The sequence below is a fragment of the Streptomyces katrae genome (assembly GCF_000717655.1).
Taxonomy (GTDB): Bacteria; Actinomycetota; Actinomycetes; order Streptomycetales; family Streptomycetaceae; genus Streptomyces; species Streptomyces katrae_B.
This window is the reverse complement of the sequence record NZ_JNZY01000050.1, coordinates 1-19,768: the sequence shown is the minus strand read 5'-3', so window position 1 is coordinate 19,768 and position 19,768 is coordinate 1. Positions and strand designations below refer to the sequence as shown.

At 70.2% G+C, this 19,768-nt stretch carries 13 protein-coding genes; 2 read left to right on the top strand and 11 right to left on the bottom strand.

Going from position 1 to position 19,768, the window contains the following annotated elements:
* Nucleotides 1-15: 15 nt before the first annotated feature.
* Both IF09_RS0135650 and IF09_RS0135645 read right to left on the bottom strand, forming a co-directional pair.
* Nucleotides 16-3,552, bottom strand: a complete 3,537-nt coding sequence (locus tag IF09_RS0135650; protein ID WP_030303071.1) for a hypothetical protein — start codon at nt 3,550-3,552, stop codon at nt 16-18.
* A complete protein-coding gene (locus IF09_RS0135645; RefSeq protein ID WP_158710147.1) occupies nt 3,552-6,776 on the bottom strand; it encodes a hypothetical protein in 3,225 nt (1,074 codons plus the stop codon). The genes IF09_RS0135650 and IF09_RS0135645 overlap by 1 nt, the downstream gene beginning before the upstream one ends.
* 1,008 nt (nt 6,777-7,784) lie before the next feature.
* Here IF09_RS0135645 and IF09_RS0135635 point away from each other — a divergent pair.
* Entirely contained in the window at nt 7,785-8,897 is a 1,113-nt protein-coding gene (locus IF09_RS0135635; protein WP_030303067.1) for a terpene synthase family protein, read from the top strand.
* A gap of 144 nt (nt 8,898-9,041) precedes the next feature.
* Here IF09_RS0135635 and IF09_RS0135630 read toward each other — a convergent pair whose 3' ends face one another.
* From IF09_RS0135630 to IF09_RS0135610, 5 genes are read right to left on the bottom strand one after another with little or no spacing between them, the layout of a single operon-like run.
* Nucleotides 9,042-10,487 carry a cytochrome P450 gene (locus IF09_RS0135630; protein WP_030303065.1) on the bottom strand — a complete coding sequence of 482 codons (1,446 nt, stop codon included), beginning with the start codon at nt 10,485-10,487 and terminating at the stop codon, nt 9,042-9,044.
* A complete protein-coding gene (locus IF09_RS0135625; RefSeq protein ID WP_030303063.1) occupies nt 10,484-11,101 on the bottom strand; it encodes a GTP-binding protein in 618 nt (205 codons plus the stop codon). The genes IF09_RS0135630 and IF09_RS0135625 overlap by 4 nt, the downstream gene beginning before the upstream one ends.
* A complete protein-coding gene (locus IF09_RS0135620; RefSeq protein ID WP_030303082.1) occupies nt 11,082-11,438 on the bottom strand; it encodes a DUF742 domain-containing protein in 357 nt (118 codons plus the stop codon). The genes IF09_RS0135625 and IF09_RS0135620 overlap by 20 nt, the downstream gene beginning before the upstream one ends.
* A complete protein-coding gene (locus tag IF09_RS0135615) occupies nt 11,435-11,824 on the bottom strand; it encodes a roadblock/LC7 domain-containing protein (protein WP_030303061.1) in 390 nt (129 codons plus the stop codon). The genes IF09_RS0135620 and IF09_RS0135615 overlap by 4 nt, the downstream gene beginning before the upstream one ends.
* 20 nt (nt 11,825-11,844) lie before the next feature.
* Complete coding sequence (locus IF09_RS0135610; protein WP_234321276.1) at nt 11,845-13,248, bottom strand: ATP-binding protein; 1,404 nt, start codon at nt 13,246-13,248, stop codon at nt 11,845-11,847.
* A gap of 424 nt (nt 13,249-13,672) precedes the next feature.
* Between IF09_RS0135610 and IF09_RS0135605 the strand changes: the two genes are divergently transcribed.
* Nucleotides 13,673-13,816 carry a hypothetical protein gene (locus IF09_RS0135605; protein ID WP_158710146.1) on the top strand — a complete coding sequence of 48 codons (144 nt, stop codon included), beginning with the start codon at nt 13,673-13,675 and terminating at the stop codon, nt 13,814-13,816.
* A gap of 302 nt (nt 13,817-14,118) precedes the next feature.
* Here IF09_RS0135605 and IF09_RS0135600 read toward each other — a convergent pair whose 3' ends face one another.
* From IF09_RS0135600 to IF09_RS0135585, 4 genes are all read right to left on the bottom strand, one after another.
* Nucleotides 14,119-16,209, bottom strand: a complete 2,091-nt coding sequence (locus IF09_RS0135600; RefSeq protein WP_030303057.1) for an MMPL family transporter — start codon at nt 16,207-16,209, stop codon at nt 14,119-14,121.
* 773 nt (nt 16,210-16,982) lie between these two features.
* Entirely contained in the window at nt 16,983-17,918 is a 936-nt protein-coding gene (locus tag IF09_RS41145; protein ID WP_051833491.1) for a hypothetical protein, read from the bottom strand.
* A 14-nt stretch (nt 17,919-17,932) separates the two neighbouring features.
* A complete protein-coding gene (locus tag IF09_RS42220) occupies nt 17,933-18,799 on the bottom strand; it encodes a papain-like cysteine protease family protein (protein ID WP_158710145.1) in 867 nt (288 codons plus the stop codon).
* Between the two features lie 146 nt (nt 18,800-18,945).
* Nucleotides 18,946-19,768, bottom strand: an 823-nt coding sequence (locus tag IF09_RS0135585) for an RICIN domain-containing protein (RefSeq protein ID WP_030303054.1), incomplete at its 5' end; no start/stop codon positions are given.

Below are 19,768 nucleotides of genomic sequence, written 5' to 3'. Positions count from 1 at the left end.
TCAGACTCGGCACGGTCAGTCTCCTCTGCCGGAACGCAGCGCCGCCCGGACCGGCGGTGGCGGCAGGCGCTTCGGGTCGGCGGCCGACGCGTACGCCAGGTACCAGCCCACCTTCGAGGCGCCGCCCTGGTCCGGGTTGCCGAACAGGATCACGTCGTTGTGCCCGGGCGGGAACGCCAGGCCCAGCAGCCGCAGCGCGAAGTCCCGCAGCCTCAACGTGTACGTCCGCGGCAGCTCCGGCTCCTCGGCGACCAGGAACTCCACCGACTTGAAGCCCATCGTCACCACGCCCTGCAGCGGCAGGTTGACCCCGAGCAGCCCGTCGGCCCCCGGGAGCCGCACACCCAGGTAGATCCCCGGCTCGGTGTCGGCCGTCCCCGGGCTCCACGCGACGAGCACCTGGATGGCGAACGCCTTGCTCCCGGCGAGCGCGCCGAGCGAGCCGAGGTCCACGGTGTAGTCCAGCCCGTACCACGGCTGGGTGAGCGTCGACTGGTCGAGCGGAGCGGTCACCGAGACATAGCCCATGTCGGCAGGAGTCTGCGGCGGTGGCGGCATGCCCGTCGTGAGCTGCGGATCGGGCGTGGTGATGAGTCCGGTCAGCCGGATCGGGAAGCGGGCGACCAGCGACTGCGCGCGCGCCCTGCTGTTCGCCTGGTCGAACGAGAGGTTGCCGTCCTTCAGCGTGAACCTGGTGGTCCCGGCCGGATCGCCGAGGTCGAACGACATGGCGATCGCCAGGCCGCCGAAGCGGAGGTAGCCGTCGTTGCCCACCGCGTCCACGCCCCAGCAGAACGGGTCGAACTTCTCCGGCTCCTGGAACCGCAGGTTGCCCGCCATCTGGAAGACGGCGTCGACCGTCGCCTTGCCCGACATGGGGTCCGATGCCTTCGCGGTGACCAGTTGCGTCGACAGCAACTCCGCACTCTGCAGCACCAGTCCGTCGAGCTGAAACGTGTTCTGCTCGGCCATCGAGAACACGTACGTGTCGTGCGTCGTGCCGTCGGGCAGCTGCTGTCGCTGGAGCGCGCCGTCGAGAATGATGTTGTTCCCGTGCGTGGTCGGCAGCAACCGGACGGGCGCGCCGAACAGGCGGTTGACGAGCAGCTCGGCCTTGCTGGTGAACGTCGTGACGACGGAGTTGCGCACGCCGACCGTCAACTGCAGGACGCGGAAGGCATAGGGGACGTTCTCGCTGAAGTACTGGTCCTCGGGGTTCCGGTAGTCGATCAGCCCGAACATCGCCGAGCGCTCGAAGACCAACTGTCCGTCCGCCCGGCGGTACGGGGTGAGCGACAGCCCGAAGTGGTGCGCGGCGAACTCCGCCGGGTCGATGCCCGCCGCGAGCACCTGGAGTTCTTCCGGGAGTTCGTCCAGCGGGACCTCCGCCGAGAGGGCCAGCACTCCGGTCCAGTTCGGGTCCTGGACGACCTTCAGGAACGACGCGTAGGGCGACCCGGACGGCGCGTTCTGCGCCGCCTTGATGACACCGCGGATCGCTTCCTGCGCGTCCGCCGGCCGGCCGGTACGGGAGGCGGCCTCGGGCCAGGCCCAGGTGGACACGTCCTCCACCAGGTCGGCGATGCAGCGGCCCAGAACGAACTTGACGACGAGGTACGTCGACTCCCGCCAGCTGTCCGGGGCGAGCCGGAACGGCCAGCCCCCGGCGACCGGCGTCAGCCGGCCGCCGAAGCGCAGGAAGACGAGCTGCTCCGCCTCGGTGATCCGGGGACACGCGGCAACCAGTGCGGCGATGAAGGCGGTTCGGGTGTCGTACTCGCGGTCGTGCATCGCGTTGCGTACTGCGCTGAGGACATCGTCCGGCACGCCGCCGTGGTCCACGGGGATGGTGGCGATGACGTTGAGCGTCGCCGTGGTGAGCCCGTACGCGACGGAGCCGAACCGGTTGAACTCCGCCGGGTCGCCGAGGACCAGGAAGAGGTTGTTGGTCTGCATCGCCTTCCGGAACCGGCCGGTGACCGCCGTGAAGCGCAGGTCGGGCTTCGCCGCCGCGTCGCCGTCGTGGCCGATGCCGAGCCAGCTCCAGCTGAAGTCGGGTGCCAGTCCGACGGCCATCCCCTGCGGCGTCACGGCCACGGTCGGTTCGGTGTCCGGCGCCGGTCCGCCGTCCTCGTTGTCCTCGCCGGGCAACAGCACCGCGCGGCGGGTCGGTGCGATCGCCAGCTGCTCGACGGCGACCGCGTCGGGAACCGCGTCGTCGGCGAGCCCGTGGAACGGGGCCATCGGGAAGGGGGTCCGGGTCGGTGTCGCGGCCGGCACCTCGAAGTAGTCCAACAGGTCGACGCCGCCGGCTGCCGCCGAGGATTCGGCCGTCTCGGCCGTGTACAGCGGCGCGTCCTCCGGCTGGCTGTAGTACGTGACGGCTCCGGCGTCCGCGGCCGATTCGACCGACACCCATGACGTCGTCCCGTGCGCCGTGAGCGAGTCGGCGCCGGTCCGGTCCGGGCCGAGCGGTGCGTACGCCGGTTGCCCGGGCAGGAACGCCAGCGTGCAGCCCTCATCGGGCAGACCGAGGTATTCCAGACCTGACATGCCGCAGATGACGCGAGACCCCGCGGTCGCGGCCGTGAGGGCGAACGGCCCGTCCGGGACGAGGTAGTAGCCGGCGTTCGCCTCCTCGTCGGAGAAGTACGGCGCGAGACCGAACACCAGCCGGGCCGGGCTCGCCCCGTTCGTTCCGGCCTTGAGCGGACGAAGGTCCGCGCCGTGGCCGAGCACCGTGGCGTACCCCGACGGCAGCGCCGGTGGATCGCCCTCGCCCGTCGTGCCCGCGAAGAAGCCCAGCGAAGTGCGCTCACCGTCCAGCGGCCGCAGCGGATCGATCCGGGCGTGGAACTCCAGGCCGGCGTCGTCCGGTTGGCGTACGACGCCGAACCGGATGGTCTTGACGACGCCCTCCTCCCCGGGGGTGAAGAAGCGCAGCCCGGCGCCGAGCCCGGCGAACGCGTCGCCGCCGCCGGCCGGTGCGTCGATGACGAACCCCCACGCACCGGTGTGTCCGGCCGCCATGCACAGCAGCGTGGTCGTGCGCCGCGCGGGGAACCGGGCCGTCGGCGAGTACAGCGTGACGGCGGACCAGTCGGCCCCGTCGGCGACGGCGAAGCCCCAGCCCTGCGCCGTGTCCGCGGGAGCGACCACCCCGCCCCCGGCCAACCCGAGCCGGTAGTCCGCAAGCTGGAAGGTCGCCCCGTCCAGCACCCAGGTCCCGTCCCGGTCCTTCCGGGTGGTCAGCACGGTCGTCTCCCACACGGTCGGCGGTGCCGTCGGGTCGGCGACCCAGAGGAAGCGCGGCGGGCCCTGGGGCGCGTAGTGGTCGAGCCAGGTCCGCAGCGTCGCCAGGAACCCGGTCGAGTCCGTGGCCGGCTTGCCGAGGAAGACGTACGCACCACGGCTGTCCGCCCACGTCCGGGTCAGCGTCGGCCGGTCGCCGAGCGCTCCCGGGTCGGAGGCCAGGAAGGCCGCCACGCGGTCCGCCGGATCCGCCCAGTAGAGCGGTGTGTCTCCGGCACGGGTGAACGTGGGCTCGGCCATCAGCAGAGGCCCGTGGCGAGATCGAGACGATCACCGTGCAGCAGCGGCAACTCGAGCACGGCCGGGTCCCGCGGCTGCCAGCCCGGGACGACCAGCCAGTCGCCGGCCGGCCCGTCGGGCGGCGCCGCCGCCGTGCGCGGCCGGTGCATCGTCACACCGCTCAGCGGCACGGGGACGGTCGGCGGTCTTCGGCCCCCGCTCGCGAGCACGTTGCCGAGCGTGGTCCCCACCGGTACCAGCCGGGGTGCGCCGTTCACGCTGATCCGCACCATCGCGCGGACCATCGCGCGACCGCGCAGGTAGGCCGCGGCGACGCCGCCGCCGGGCGGGTCCTGCCGGCGGACGTTCTCGGTGGCCGCGTCCAGCGCACCGAGCGTGGTGGCCGCCAGCAGGACGGCGTTCTGCTGGGGCCACAGCGAACCCGGCGTGGTCGTCGGCAGCAGCGTCCTCGGGTAGACCAGGCGCGCGTACGGCAGCCGTAGTGCCTTCGCGAACAGGTCGAACGCGCCCGCGCTGCCGTAGAGCTGTCCTTGCCCCGTGGCCGGCCCCGACGGATTCGGCACGTCGACGCCGTTCTGCCGCGCGAGCTCGGCGAGGAAGGCGTCCAGGCCGTTGGTCCAAGTGCCCGAGTTGCCGTAGGACGCCACCTCGTAGTCGGCGACGCCGGCCGTGACGAAGCCGGACAGCGGGTTGCCCTGGGCGCCCGGCGCGATCTGATAGCCCTCGTACTCGACGCGCATCACGATGCCCGGGCGCAGGTCGAAGTAGCCGCGGTCGAACCGCAGCCCGTAGGCGAAGTACAGCGTTTCGGCGAAGGTCTGCGGCATCGACCGCGACACCGCCTCGGTGAGCGCCGCGACCCCGTACGGGGTGATGCCGAACGGCTGCAGCCGGGTGAGGAGCACGGTCCACGTGGCGATCACGTCGGGGCGGTCGGTGAAGTTCCACACGGGACTGGTCGCCGGGATCAGCAAGGTGTAGACGTATGGCCCGGAGCCGGCAGGCGTCAGGACGAAGCCGAGCGGCAGCTCGATGTCGTCGACCTGCCGGGTCAGGAACAGCTCCGGGAGTCCGAGCGTGAGGTCGGCCGCCGTCAGCACCGGACCGAGTTGTGGTGCGACGTACGAAGGGCCGACGAACAGCGCCTCGGTGAACACCGGGACGGGCTGCGACGGTGCCCCGACCGCCAGGGACGCGAGCGCCTGTACGACGACCGTGGTGGAGGTGTCCTCGATCACCAGCGGCCAGCTGCCCGAGGCCGTCGTCGTGTCGCCGAGCGTGGTCACGGTCTTGCCGACGACCGTGCTGACCCGGTACCCGTCCACGAGCGGCGAGGGCAGCGCCTCCCAGAAGACGCGCAGGTCGGCGCCGTCGTATGCCACCCTGACGCCGGTCGGTGCGACGGTGAGGAGCGCGGCGGCGTTGCCGGGTGGGCCGACGGCGACGCCGGCCAGTCCCCGCAGGGCGATCGTGGCGGTGTTGGGAATGCCGTCCGGCAGCGTCAGGACGATCGGATCACCGGTGACCGGCTGGGCCTCGAGCTCGACCTCGGTGCCGTCCCAGCGCACCACGGGCCGCACGCCGGTCAACGGCGGCGACTTCGGTGGCGTACACGCCAGCGTCACGCTCCGGCCGCCTCCGACGGCCACACCGGTGAGCCGTGGACCGGCAGTGACCAGGTCGAGAAGCGCCACCGGTCCCCTCGCCACGCCGGCGACCTGCGCGACCGTGGCCAGGCCGGCGGTGAGCGGCAGGTCGGCGGACTGGCCCTGGGTCAGGAGTGCGGAGGCGCCGACGGCGACGCGGAACGTCCCGTCCGGCGGCCCGCTCCAGGCCAGGGCGGCCCGGCCGCCGTCGGCGCGGGCGAGGGTGAAATCAGCCGGCCTGGTGGGCACCGGGAGCGGCACGGACCACGGCCCGGTCGCCACGCCGTCCACACCGCGGACGGCGACGGCGACGACGTCGCCGACCGGCACGGTGAACACGGCGACGCCTTCCGCGGCCACTCGCTGAGGCGTGCCCGGAACCCCGTCGACGTACAGCACCGCCTCGATCGGCACGCCCTCGGGCAGCTCCCCGGCTGCCGCGGTCACGACGAGGTCCGCGTCGCAGACCACCGACGCGACGGTCGGCGTGGCCGGCACGACCGGGGCCGTCACCGTCGGGCCGGTCGAGCGCCCGGCCCGCCCGCGCACCGACGCCGCGTACGCAGCGCCCCGCGGCAGCGGATCGGGGACGGCGAGAGACAGCGTCGGCGCGGGGCCCACGGTCTCCCGGTGGACCGGCACGCCGTCGCGGAACAGCACGGCGTCGTATGCGCTGGGTGCGAAGTCGGGCGGCGCCACGTCGACCGAGACCGTCGCCCCGTCCGACGTCACCCGCGTGACGCGCGGTGGCGTGCGCCGGATCTGGAGCGGGGCCGACGGCGGCCCGGAGCCCGCCTTGTTGACGGCTTGGACGACGACGCTGTACGTGCCGTGGCCGACGATCCCGGGCTCCAGCTCGACCGTCGTCGTGGGGGCGTGTACCTCGGCGGCGGGGAAGAACAGCCCGTCGTCGTTCAGCACGCTGATCCAGTAGGCGTCCGCGGTGGGGACGGCGGCCCAGGCCACCGAGAGGAGACCGGCGTCGAACCCGACGGCGAGGAGTTCGGGCCGCTCGGTCGGCGCCGCGAACCCGGGGCCGTGGGGACCGATGGACACCACGTTTTCGCCGGTCCGGACCACCCGGGCCAGAGTGGCAGCCACGGTCGACCCCGCCTGCGGTGGCTGCTTGACGACGAAGGATCCGCCGGCGACCGGGACTTCCCGGTCCGACGCGGCGCCGTTGACCACGAGCCGGACCAGGAAGCCGTCGCTCTCCGCGGCCTTCCAGGACATCGTCAGGGCGCCGGTCACCGGGTCCGTCTCGGCCCGCTCGACCGCGAAGGTGTCGGTGACGATCGCGACCTCCGGCGAGAGCTCCGGCCCCGAATTGCCGACGAACATCCCGATTCGGGCGTGGTAGGCCTGACCAGGCGTCACACCGAGCGGCAGTGCGGCATTGGTCGCCGCCCCGGTCCAGGCCTCTGCGACCGTGTGGCCGCCGTTCACCACCTGCACCACGTACGCCGGCTCGGGATTTGGCCGTCCGGGCCCACTCCAGGAGACGGTCAGGACGTCGCTGTCGTACCGCACCTGCCTGATCACCGGCGGATCTGGTTGTGCGCCGCTTGGTCCACCCATGATCCGCCTCCACGTGCCGACGAGTGTGCCCATGCCGGCAGCGCGTATTCACCGGCTGTGGTTCGCGACCAGGAATCCCGCCCCGCAAAGCACTCTTGTCGGCATCGTCTGAGATCCGGCCCGAAGATGGTTGTAGCAGCCAGACGTATCCAATCCATCGCGAGAGCATGCCGTGTCCCACAACTGGCCTTGCACTCCGCTCGGCCGGAGCAGCGGCGCGAGCAAGGGGCGGAACCCGACAAGTCGCCAGCGGGCACGCTCTGCGACAGCGGAAGGGAGGCGCAGGGAGGCGACGCGCAGGGCGTGCCTTTCGGGCGCGGAACGGGGTACCGCAGCAGCATCCCGCCGTCGGCGACGTAGACGATGCCCTTGGCGTCCATTTCCCGGCGCTGGCCGAGAGTTGCGGCCCATGTTCGGCCACACGCCGCGCATGCGGAGTGACGGCCATTGATTGATCACGGTGAGCTTTGGGGTCGAATTTGAGCCAAGTTGACCCAGAAGGATCGTTTCATTCCCCGCAAACCGGCCTTAATCGTGGTCCGGGGACGGCTACGCGGGGTTGCGGATTGGCCGGGGTGGGCGCACGTTTTGGAGCACCAAGGGAGGGAACGGTTTGGCGTCCGTCCTCGTGGCAGCAGTGGATCGTCAGCCTTTGGGCCGTCTCGGAGGGAGAAACGATGCCCCAGGAACCGACATTCGTGATCCCCGTCCAGTTCCCGATCAAGGGGTGTGACCCGGACGCGCCGGAGGCCCGCCACGGGATGGTCTCGAGCTCGTGACGGGGCGTCACCGGGTCGTATCGCCGCGGGGCCGGGACTCCGATGGTCTGCTCGTCGTGCTCGCGCAGCATCCGCATGTCCTGGTGACGCAGACGCCGCCGCAGGACCTATGTACAGCACGTTCACTTCCTCGCCCACTGCACGGGTTCCGCCGGCCCCTGTAACTGCTCAGGGCATGCCCGGGGCGACACGCAACATCGATGCGCGCCGAAAGGGAAGCAGGGATCTCATGACAGTGCAGGCCATCAAGCTGCCCCTACTGCGGATGCCGTACCCGGTGCGGGTGAATCCGTATCTGCCGGCCCTGCGCGAGGAGGCCGAGACGTGGGCGCGAGAGATGAGCATGCTGGACGGCGACGAAGCACCCTCGCCCCACCGGGCGATATGGACCCTGTCCCAGTTCCACGCCATGGCCGTTGACCAGCTGACCGCCTGGGCTCTTCCTGACGCCTCACTCGCCGACCTCCGGCTCAACCACCGGTTCAACCTCTGGGCTCTGGCCTGGGACGACTACTTCGCCTCCGCCTTCAAACGGACGGGCGACCTCACAGGCGCACAAGCCTTCACGGCCCGCCTCCACGCCTTCCTGCCGACGGAGCCGGGCGCCCGGTTGCCGGCCCCCGCCAATGCCGTCGAAAGGGGCATGGCGGACCTCCAGCAACGGCTGTTCCCTCCGAGAATGGCGCACTGGCGGCAGGGGCTCAACCGTGCCCTGGCACGGTACATCGACGCGGGAGTTCAGGAACTGGCCAACAGCCGCGCCGGCCGTGTCCCGGACCTCATCGAGTATGCCCAGTTCCGCCGTGAAAGCTTTGCCGCCTACACCGCCCCCTACTCCGTCGAACTCTCCACTGGCGCACGGATCCCTGAGCAGATCCGACACAGCCGAGTCTTCCGCGCATTGCTCGACGCCTTCATGGACTACATGGGAATGGCGAACGACATCGCCTCCTACCAGCGGGAAATTCATGACGAACACGACGTCAACAACCTCGTCATCGTCCTCCAAACGTCCCTGCGCAGCACCGTCCAGGAGGCGATGCAGGCGGCCGCCGATCTGGTGACCGCCCGACTGCGCCACTTCGAGCACCTCACACGGAGCGAACTGCCACCGGTCGTCCGGCGGGCCCGGTTGAACCACGGCGAACGGATCGATCTGGAGGCGTGGCTCCGGGGAGCTTCCAGTTTCCTGTCCGGCCTCCACGCGTGGTACACCCGGGCGCCCCGCTACGCTCCGGCACACGGTCCGTTCAAAGAGCAACGGACTCCCACCGCCGTTGCGCCCGCCGGCGAGCGGTATGTCTCAGCGTCATCAGGCCTCATAACGTCGACGCACGCGTGAAGGGCGCCGCACGACGAACACGACCGGGCGAGCGCTGCCCACCGGGCGCTGAACTTGGTGGCCCAGCTCGGAGGAGGCTGCCGGCCCACGCCGTCCGGCAGCCTCCTCGGCTGTGATGCTCGGCTCTGAGGGGAGCTGCCAGGCCTACCGCCTCCGCAGAAGCCGCCTCAGCCGCGCCCGCCACGAGGTGCGCGGTTCGGTTGGGTGCGGCAACTCGCGCTCGGCCCCCGGCCAGGGGGACGCCGTCGGAACACTGCTGCTCGGCGGGGGCGCGGACGGCAGCGGTGTCAGCACATCATGGGCTTCCGTGCTGCGGGACGCGAACTTCACGGGCAGTGACGTCAGATGCCGGGACCAGGTGGAGGAGCGCCAGGTGAGCTCTTCCTCGGGTACGGCCAGGCTGATGTCGGGAAGCCGGGTGAGCAGGATGTCGATGCCGGTGTCGGCGATGACACGGCCGATGTCCTGGCCGGGGCACTCATGGGCGCCGGCGCTGAAGGACAGGTGCGCCCGGTTGTGGTGCACACGGGTCGAGGGGTCCGGGCGGACCACCTGATCGACGTTCCCGGCGGCCAGGCCCAGCAGGAGCATGTCTCCCGCCTTGATCTCCTGTCCTCCGAGGGAGGTGTCACCGGTGGCCCAGCGACCCGGGCACACCATCAGCGGTGGCTCGTCCCAGAGCACTTGCTCCACTGCTTCCGGCAAGGTCATCTGGCCGCCGGCCAACGACCCGCGGAACCGCGGGTCGGTGACCACCATGCGCAGCACGTTGGACATGAGATTGGCGGTCGTCTCATAGCCCGCGAGCAGGATGAGGCGCAGGTGGTGCTGCACCTCCTCGTCCGTGAGGCCGGCCGGGTGGGCCATCAGTACGGATGCGATGTCCTGGCCGGGCAGGGCGCGCTTGGCCACGACGAGCTGCTCGAGGGTCTCCAGCACATAGGCGTTGCTCGCGAGCGACGTTTCGGTGCCCTTGAAGAGGTCCCGGGCGGCGTGCACGAGCCTGGGACCGTACTCGTCCGGCATTCCGAGCAGGTGGGTAAGAACGAGCATGGGCAGGTGCTCGGTGAACTGACCAACCAGCTCCGCCTCGCCCGTTTCGCAGAAATCATCGACCAGCTGGTGCGCGAAGCGGGTGATGTGGCGGCGGATTCCGCGTTGGTCGAACTGGCTGAGGCCGGCCGTGACCGCGCCCCGCAGGCGCTGGTGCTCTTCGCCGTCCGCACATACGCAGTCGGGTCGCCAGCCGATCATCGGCACCAGCGGCGAGGTGGTGGCGTCGATCTCGCCGCTCTTCCAGCCGTGCCAGGTGCGGGGGTCACGGGAGAACTGGGTGGAGCGGCTGGCCACATCACGGTTCTCGAGGTACCCCAGGACGAGCCAGGCCCGTACGTCCCCGTCGAGCAGGACGGGCGCCACCGGACCGTGGGCGGCACGCAACTTTTCGTACAGGCCCATGGGGTCGGTCTCGGCCGCGGCGCCCCAGAGCGGGGTCGCTGCGTCGAGTCCCGTGCCGGTGTGTGCCGGGCAACCCGGGGGCGGTGTGAGCCCTGGTTCCGTGGTGGTGTGGTCAGTGGGTGGGACGGTCATACGGACTCCTGAGCGGCGGCGAGAGTGCACAGGTAGCCCATCAGCGAGAGCAAGGCGTCGCGGCTGGACGACCGGTCGCGTGCGTCACAGGTGATGATGGGCACCGATTCGTTGAGCGCCAGAGCAGTACGCAGGGCTGGTACCGGGTGCTGCGGCGCCTCGGGGAAGGTGTTGACGGCCACGACGAAGGGGACGCGGCGGTCTTCCAGACGGGTGATGATCTCGAAACAGACTTCGATCCTCCGGGTGTCGACGAGGACCACGGCACCGAGCGCCCCTTCGAAGATGCCGTTCCACAGGAACCAGAAGCGCTCCTGTCCCGGCGTCCCGAAGAGATAGAGGATCAGCTCCTCGTTGATGCTGATGCGGCCGAAGTCCAGAGCAACGGTCGTGGTGTTCTTGTGCTCCGCACCGGGATTGTGGTCGATCCCGACGCCGGCCTGAGTCATGGTTTCTTCGGTGGTCAGGGGCGGGATCTCGCTCACCGCCCCGACCATGGTCGTCTTGCCCACCCCGAAGCCGCCGACGATCACGACCTTGACTCCCCTCGCGCCGTGCGGCAGCAGCACATCCGAGCGGCGGGGAGCGGGTGCATCAGAGCCTACGTAGTCCATGGATCACCGCCTCCAGAAGGCCAAGTTCGGGGACCGCCGCGACAGGAACGGGAGCAGTGGCCTGAACTCGTTCGCTGTCCACGAGCTTGGAGAGCAGCACCGTGATGACGCTGAACGGCAGGCTGAGGTACGCGGAAATCTCGGCCACCGACAGCGGGTATTGGCACATGGTGAGGATGGCTGCCTGCTCGGGCTGCATACCGGGTTCGGGTGCGGACCTCGATGCGATGAGGGTGACCAGGTTGAAGGCTTTGGCTGAGGAACCTGGGCCACCGGAGATGACATAAAGCGGCACGGGACTGCCTTCGTCCCATGCGTCCTGGTTCTGTGACGTCACATCGCCTGCCCGACGTCCTCACGAGGCGGGCTGGTCATGTGCTGGCCGATCCGGACCACCAGCGTACGCATGCGGTCGCCCAGCAGCCCGGCGTCCACTTCCGCATCGGCCAGCACCGCGAGATAGGCCCCGGGTCCGGCCGCCATGAGGGAGAAGTATCCGCCGTCGACTTCGATCCCGACCATGTGGGTCGAGCCGTCTCCGTGCGGGAACTTCTGGGCGATGGCCTTCGCCAGGCTCTGGATGCCCGCGCAGGCAGCGGCGATCGCGTCAGCGGTGTCGGGCTCCGTGTTCGCTTGACCGATGCACAGACCGTCCGACGACAACACGACCACGTGTCGCACATGCGGGACGCTGGCTGCGAGCTCCTTGAGCATCCAGTCCATGTTGGGCAGTGGCGGCACGGTTACTCACCCTCGTCTGATGGCTCGTTGGTTCGAATGGAAGGGTCCGTCTTCGGTCTCTTCTCGCCGCTGAACGCCTCCCACATCAGGCCCGGCTGCCGAGGTGCGCCGGCCGTTCCCGGGGTGGCAGCCGGAGCGGCCGGGGGTTGGGGGGTCGTGCGGACGACCGGTGTCGGGACGGGCGACTCGCGTCGCCGTTGAGGCAGTCCGTTCACCGTCTTTTCGGCCTCGACCGATTCTGCTGGTTCATCGCGCGTCATCGTCGGCCTCGGCACGGCCGGTGCGCCCGTGGGCCTCGGCGCGAACTGCTGGACTTTCGGGGCAGGCTGCTGAACTGTGGTGATCAGGCGCCGCGGAACGAGCACGACGGCCCGCACGCCTCCGTACGCGGAGGTGCGCAAGTCGACGTCGAGGCCGTGCTCGCGGGCCAGCCTGCTGACGACGGGCAGGCCGAGCTGCGTTGCCTCGCCCAGGTCGGCCAGGTCCATGCCGGATGATGCCTGAGCCATGACGCGGTCGATGCGCTGGCGGGCCTCTTCGGTGAGCCCGACCCCGCGGTCCTCGATCTCGATCGCGACACCAGAGGGCACCTCGCTCGCGGTCACCTCGACCGGGGCGTGCGGCGGTGAGAAGGTGGTGGCGTTGTCGAGCAACTCGGCGAGCAGGTGGATCAGCGGCTCGGCTCCCTGGCCGATCACAGCCACCTCTGTCACCGACTGCAGCTTCACGCGGGGATAGTCCACGATGCGTGACATGGCCCCTCGCACGATGTCGTAGAGAGGGATCGCTTTCGACCACTGACGCCCGGGCCGGGCGTCACCCAGTACCGCGATGCTGGCCGCAAGGCGCCCGATCAGGGCATTGCGATGGTCGATGTCCTGCAGGCCATGGGAGACCACTACATCCGTACCATGCAGGATCTGCATGTCGCGCAGGTCCTTGGCGAGTTGATGCACGATTGCCTGGACCCGCCGGGCGATCGCCACCAGGGCCCGCTGCGACGAGTCCCGGGTGCGTTCCTCGGCATCCACGGCTTCCAGGAGCGTCCGCAGAGCTGCCCGGAGCGCTTCGGCGAACTCGCTGTCGAGGTGTTCCCCGAACGGGACGGACTGCAGGATTTCCGAAGGGGGCTCGCCCTTCTGCAGGCGGGCGACAGCCGCGGGCAGGAGCTCTTCGGCGAGCCATACAGTGGTGGCCCGCTGATCGGACAGGCGCGCGAGCAGCGCGGTCTCGCGTTGTGCGTAGTACCGCTGTACCTCGGCATTCGCCCGTGCGTAGCGGGCCGCTTCCGCCGAGCGCGCCCGGCGCGCCGTCTCAGCCGAGGTGATGGCCGCCAGGACGACCGCGACGAGGCCGCACCAGGCAACCGGCGTGCGTATCTGCGCGGAAACACAGACCAGCGCCACACCGCAGGCCCCAGCCAGGACACCAGGGGGGATTAGCCATGCCGGAGCCACTGCATGCGACAGCGCTCTAGGGGTTGAACCTGCACGAACCATCGAAGGGTCCCTAAACAGTCTGGAATTGGTGGACTGGGCGTGATGCGGTGCGCCGACAAGAACGGTCGGGACTTCGCTCGGCCGAGCAAGGATGTTCCAACGGGTGTGCCCGAGGGGCGGGTTCGAGATCGCATCGGTGGTCACGCCTCTCTGCGGCCCGGCTTCGTCTGCGCGCTATGCGACGTGCGACTCGCGGTGAGTGGAGCGCAACACGCGAGGCGAGCATAGTGAGTTCGGGTACGCCAGGTGGCCTTGACCGAAACGAAAAGCCCCGTTGACCGATCTAGAGCGATAGTTGATCGATCACCGCTATGACGCACACGGCACCTGCATGGAATCGACTGAATCCAGCGGCTCGCTGTTCATGGCTCCCAGCTCCGGCCTCCGCCGCCTCTGGCCCGTGCGCGCCATGGAGCAACGCCTCTGCAGGCACGGCATCGGCGTCGTCGTACGTCACCTGTCCGTCGGGTGGTGAGGGGGGATCCCTGAGCCTCTGGCTCGCCATTCGCTGTCGGGAAAACCTCCTTCGCGAATGGCGCCGAGTCACCCCCGCCACGTACGGGCAATTCACATCTCGCCACGCCGGGGACAGGCCCGTCGAGGCGGCGGCCGAGGCCCTGTGCGCAGCCGGAGCAGATCACGATCCGTCCCGGATCCAAGTAGCCGGCATGGGTCCGGATCGTGTCCCGCCGATGCCGACCTCGGAGACGGCAGTGGGGGCCGCACCGGCGGGGAGGACGTATGCGCCGCCCCTGCCGGATGCATCCGGAGCTCCACTCAGCCCTGGGGTCCGTCGGCCCGGGACAAGGAGCTCGGCCACCAGCCGCGCGGGCCGATGTCGATGGCGAGCGCGGGTACGAGGAGCGAGCGGACCACGAGGGTGTCCAGCAGGACGCCGAACGCGACGATGAAGGCGATCTGGGCCAGGAAGGCCAGCGGAATCACGATCAGTGCCGCGAACGTGGCCGCCAGGACGACGCCGGCCGAGGTGATCACACCGCCCGTGGTCGTCAGGCCCCGCAGCACACCCTTCCGGGCGCCGTGCGCGATCGTCTCCTCACGCACCCGGGACATCAGGAAGATGTTGTAGTCGACGCCCAGAGCGACGAGGAACACGAATCCGTACAGCGGTACCGAGGCGTCCGTGCCGCTGAAACCGAACGCGTGCCGGAAGACGAGCGCTGACACGCCCAGCGTCGCCAGGAAGTTGAGCGCGACGGTGGCCACGAGCAGGATGGGCAGGAGCACTGAGCGCAGCAGCAGTACCAGGATGAGCAGGATGATGGCGAGAACCACGGGGACGATCAACGTCCGGTCGTGGGCCGCGGTCTCCTGGGTGTCGTACTGCTGCGCCGTGTAGCCGCCGACCAGCGCGTCAGCGCCGGACAGCGTGTCGAGTCGGTCCCGCAGCCGATGGATCGTCTGCTTGGCCGCGTCGCTGTCGGCGGCGTCCTCCAGGGTGGCATCGACGCGGACCCGGCCGTCCACGACCAGCGGATCGCCCGCCCCGGGCCGACCCGGCCGGCCGACGGCTTCCGCCGACGCCACGCCGTCGGTGTCCTCGGCCACGGCTGTGACCCGGGCCGCCTGGCCGGCATCGGCGATGATCACGGCCGGGTTGCCGGATCCCGCGGGGAAGTGCCGGCCCAGTGCCTCCTGCGCGGCCACGGACGGCGCGTCGTTGACGAAGATCTCGTCCAGCGGCACACCCTTCGAGGACAGGGTCGGGGAGAAGGCGGCGAGGGCGGTGAGGACCACCGCGGTGCAGACCCAGACGCGCCGCGGTGAGCGATCGACCAGGGAGGCGACACGGGTCCAGATGCCGTGCCCCTCGGCCGCACTGTCCGCACGGCGCGGCCTCGCGGGCCAGTACGCCGCCCTGCCGAGCAGGACCAGGATGGCCGGCAGGAACGTCAGGGTGCTCAGCACGGCGCACACGATGCCGATCGCGCCGACCGGTCCGAGGGCGCGGTTGTTGGTGAGGTCGCTGATCAGGAGTGCCAGCAGGGCGAGGACGACCGTCGCCGCGCTCGCGGTGATCGCCCCGAGGGACCGGCGCACCGCGGCCTGCGCCGCCCGAGTCCTGTCGGGGCGCGCGGCCACCTCCTCGCGGAAGCGGGCGGCCAGCAGCAGGGCGTAGTCGGTCGCAGCGCCGATCACCAGGATGGAGAGGATGCCCTGAACCTGCCCGTCGATCCTGACGACGCCCTGGTCGGCCAGTGCGTAGACGACGGCACAGGCGAGCCCCAGGGCGAGCACGGCGCTCGTGATGATCACAAAAGGCAGCAGCACACTGCGGTACACGAGCAGGAGGATGAGCAGCACCGCTCCGAGGGCCACGCCCACCAGCAGACCGTCGATGCCCGCGAAGGCGCCCGACAGGTCGGCCTGGCTCGCCGCGGGGCCCGCGAGCTGGACCGCAGTGCCCGGCACTCGCTCTGCGGCCTCTCGTACGTCCCGCAGGACCGCGGGCAGCTCGTCGCCGAGATCCGGCTTCAGCGGCACGACAGCCTGGAGGGCCTCGCCGTCCTGTGAGGGGAAGGCGGGGGAGGGGGCTCCCGCTACGCCTCCGGTTCCCCCGAGTGCGGCCAGCCGCCGTGTGGCGTCGGCCTGCTGCTGCGGGGTGACCCGGCCGTCAGCCACGGTCCACACGACGATCGCGGGGACCGCCTGCGACTGGTTGAACGCCTTCTGGGCTTCCAGGGCGCGTGTGGACTCGGCGCTCTGCGGCAGGAACGAGGCCCGGTCGTTGGTGGAGACCTCGCCCAGCTTGCCCGCGTAGGGGCCGAGCGTGCCTCCGATGCCCAGCCAGACGAGCAGCAGGGCGAGCGGGACGAGCCGGCGGGCCCATCGAGACGCGGATGCCATTAGTTTCCCCAAACACGTGAGGCAGAATCTCTCGATCATTGAATATCTCGACGATTGAGAGACCATGTTCTGGTCGGATGCGCAGCACGGACGAGCCGCCGACCACACTTCCGCCGGACGGCCCCACCGGGTTGCAGAGATTCGCGGTCTTGTTGCGCGGGAGGCGTGACCGCATGTCTGGACCGCCTCGAACGCTCCGGCCATGTCCACAGGGTCAGGGCGCCGGACGACCGCCGCGTCGTGCACTTGCACCTAGATCGCGGGCAGGTCCGTGACCAGTGGGTACTTCATGCCTCTGGCGCGGAGCACCGACGCCGCGCGCCGGCAGTCCGGCGAGGAAGAGCTGCCCGTGGTGGTGCGCTTCCTCGCGACTACTTCGCCACCGACTCGATCCCCGGCTGTGAGGAGTACTCCTCGGTCCGGCAGGGACCGCACTCCGCTTCGTCGGGCCGAGCGCCGGGCAACCGGTATCCGGCGCAGCGGCTGGTCCTGGTACCGGACGGCGTCGTCTCTGGTACTCGGATCCAACGGGGTCCGCAATCGCCGTCGCGAGGCCGCAGGGGCTGCCGCACGTTCTGACGGTGCGTCGGAAGAGTCGGCCCTGCGCCGCGGCGCTCGCTCCGCCCCTCACCACCAGAGGCACGGCGCCACCGCTTACGTGGCGCACGATCTCCTCGGCGGAACAGGCCCTCGGCGGCGCGCCGCGCCCCCGGAAGTTGCACCGGCGCCGGCCCACGTATCCCTGTGGACCGACGCCGGCTGGATCTGTGCGCTTAGCGCCCGGCGGCGGCCGGCCGTCGGCGGCGCGCGTACGCCACCGCACCGGCGATTGCCGCCAGGGCTGCGGCCCCGGTGGCGGAGATCGGCTGCCAGGAGGCCTCCGTGGCCGGCTTCCCGGATGCGGCGGCGACCTGCACCGGCTGGTCCTCCACGAGGCCGCCGTACCCGCCGGCCAGGCCCTTGCGTTCGTACTCCGAGCCGGGCATCTTGTCGCCGTAGCGGGCGGTTACCAGCTTCTGGTAGGCGGCGAGGGTGATGCCGCGCTTTCCGCCGAGGCCGCTGTTCGCCTCCTCGTTGAGCGGCTCGACCATGCCTTCGGCGGTGAGCCGGTACCAGGCGTGGATCTGTGGCTCCGTGAAGGTACGGGCCTGTGGAGTGCCGCGCTCGGCGAAGCCGACCTCGGCGTCCCCGTCCCGGATGCCGGCCAGCTGCCAGCCCTCGGCGCCGACGTTCTGCGGGCTGCTTCCGGTGGTAGGGGTGTTCCCCTTGGGTGCGAGCAGTACGGCGGCGTTCTTGCCGTCGGAGGCGGTCACCCGGGAGGCCAGGTAGGAGAGCCGGATCGCGGTCTGCGGGGTCGCCTGGGTCTTGCCGGTCACGAACTCGGGGCTGATCTCGAACATCGGCACCGGGTCCTTGAGATCGAACCCGGGCGGCGCGGCGACCGCGGCGGGTGCGTTGCCGGGGGTGCCGACGGTGCCGCCGTCCGCGCCGGGGCCCGTGCCGTGCTGCCGGGCCGAAACCAGGAAGCGGGAGACCGTGTCACGGAGTTGGTCGCTCCGGACGGCCTGCTGGGCAGACGGGTAGCCCGCGATGCCGTCGCCCTCCGCAGCCTGTGCGGGAACGATTCCGCTCAGGGCGGCGGCGAGCGCGGCCGTGGTGAGGACGGCGGCCCGGACTGCCGTGTGCTTGGTGTGTCGCGTGGTCTGCATGGTCGGTCTTCTCCTCAGCCCTGGATCCCGATGCGGGAGTGGGTCCACTGGAACGAGTTGTTGTTCACGTAAGTGGCGTGGTTCCACCAGGTGTAGGTCTGGGTGGTCTGCCACGGGTCCCCGACCGCGACCATGTTGGTGGCGCTGTCGTAGCCGTAGATGACGTTCATGTGACCACCGCCGGTGCGCCAGCCGATCCGGACGGCGAACGGCCGGCCTGCGGCTATCTCGGTGACGGACTCGCTGAACGAGGCGTTGCGGTACAGGCTGCGGCCGCTGTCCCTCAGCCCCAGCCTGGCCAGGCCGTTGGCCATGTCTTCCAGCGTCGCGGGCTGGTTGTTGCAGTCCACCCAGGAGCCCTGGGCGGCGAGTCGGCAGAACTGCTCCTGGCTGACGGAGCGGCCCCAGTGTTTGGCGATGGTCACGCCGGAGGCGTCCCAGCACCACTGGGTCCTGACCTGCTTCTGCATGTCGATATTGAGCGTCTTCGCCGTCGTGGGGGTGGGCGGTTTCGGGTTCGGGTTCGGGTTGGACCCGCAGACCGGCAGAGGGGTGGTGTTCTCGTTGATGAAGGCGTCGGCGATGTAGTACGAGCCCGTGTAGATCCACCGCGGATTGTTCTCCACCGTGTCCCCGGTGGTCCGGCAGGACATCTGGATCTTGTCGCCCACCTTCGAGGAACCGTTCACCTGGGCCGAGAGGGACGGCTTGGCACGGTGGTTGACGGTCTTGTAATTGCCCTGCCCGCCGATGACCGTGCCGTTGACCGCACCGGCCTGAGCGAGGGCGCCGAAGCCGAACAGCAGACCGCCGACGAGTGAGGCGGTGCTCGCGGCAATCAGAGCCTTCTTGCGGCGGGACGCGCGACGTTTGTGCATCATGCTCCTTGTTCTGAGAAATGCGGGAACTTGCTTGACCGGCAACCTGGTCGTCCGGTGTGCGGGACACATACCGGGGGGCGCGGCTGCGGCGGACGGCCGCATGGGGAATACAGCCGTTCGCCGACGGTTGATCAGACGGTCGAAGATCAGCCGACCTTCTGGACCGTCCAGACCTGGGACGCGCGCCCGTCGGCACGCTGGAGGTCGAGCAGCCAGTCCCCGTAGTACGGCCGGTTGCTCACGGTGAGGGCGTAGCCGCCGCTCGCGTCGGTAATGGGGGTGGTGCCGGAGCGTGAGTTCAGCTTCCACTGCTGGGTGGGGGCGTTGCCGCACGCCTGCTGGGCGATCCACATGCCGGCGGCGGGGGCGCCGCCCGCCTGCAGGCACTTGCCCGAGACCGCGGACTTGATACGGACCAGGCCGCCGCCCGCGTCCTCGAACAGCCACTGCTGCTGCGCGTAGCCGTTGGTCCGCGCGCCCACGAGGAGGGTGCCGTCGGCGGCGCGGCCGCCCCACAGCTCGGCGGCCATGCCGGTACTGCCGTTGCCGAAGGTGTAGCGGGTGCCGGGGGTCGTGGTGCCGCCACCGGCGCTGGTGGTGCGGAAGGTGGTGACGCTGCCGGGGCCGCTGTCACGGCCGGCTGCGTCGCGCACCGAGACGGCGACTTTGTACTCCGTGCCGGACTGGAGGTTGTAGATGTTCAGCGTCTGCGACTGGACCCAGGTGAGGTGCTTGCCGTTGAGGAGCACCTGGTACCAGGCGGCGCCGTCGACCTTGGGCCAGCTTGCCACGGCGGAGTTGGACCGGACCTGCCCGACGGTGACGGCCGGCCCGCCACCCTTTTTGGTCGGGGTGGGGGTGGGCTTCGTGGTGGGCTTGGGGTTGGGGTCGGGGTTCGGGTTGCCGCCCTTGCCCTTCATCAGGAACTGGTTGTCGGCGATGTTCCAGTGCGTGGCGAGGTAGCTTCCG

What these genes read in the sequence shown, in the direction of transcription:
- IF09_RS0135635 (WP_030303067.1), top strand. Translation starts at nt 7,785, where the DNA reads ATGACAGTGCAGGCCATCAAGCTGCCCCTACTGCGGATGCCGTACCCG.
- IF09_RS0135625 (WP_030303063.1), bottom strand. Translation starts at nt 11,101, where the DNA reads ATGGACTACGTAGGCTCTGATGCACCCGCTCCCCGCCGCTCGGATGTG.
- IF09_RS0135605 (WP_158710146.1), top strand. Translation starts at nt 13,673, where the DNA reads ATGGAATCGACTGAATCCAGCGGCTCGCTGTTCATGGCTCCCAGCTCC.
- IF09_RS0135650 (WP_030303071.1), bottom strand. Translation starts at nt 3,552, where the DNA reads ATGGCCGAGCCCACGTTCACCCGTGCCGGAGACACACCGCTCTACTGG.
- IF09_RS0135600 (WP_030303057.1), bottom strand. Translation starts at nt 16,209, where the DNA reads ATGGCATCCGCGTCTCGATGGGCCCGCCGGCTCGTCCCGCTCGCCCTG.
- IF09_RS41145 (WP_051833491.1), bottom strand. Translation starts at nt 17,918, where the DNA reads ATGCAGACCACGCGACACACCAAGCACACGGCAGTCCGGGCCGCCGTC.
- IF09_RS0135630 (WP_030303065.1), bottom strand. Translation starts at nt 10,487, where the DNA reads ATGACCGTCCCACCCACTGACCACACCACCACGGAACCAGGGCTCACA.
- IF09_RS42220 (WP_158710145.1), bottom strand. Translation starts at nt 18,799, where the DNA reads ATGATGCACAAACGTCGCGCGTCCCGCCGCAAGAAGGCTCTGATTGCC.
- IF09_RS0135645 (WP_158710147.1), bottom strand. Translation starts at nt 6,776, where the DNA reads ATGGGTGGACCAAGCGGCGCACAACCAGATCCGCCGGTGATCAGGCAG.
- IF09_RS0135615 (WP_030303061.1), bottom strand. Translation starts at nt 11,824, where the DNA reads ATGGACTGGATGCTCAAGGAGCTCGCAGCCAGCGTCCCGCATGTGCGA.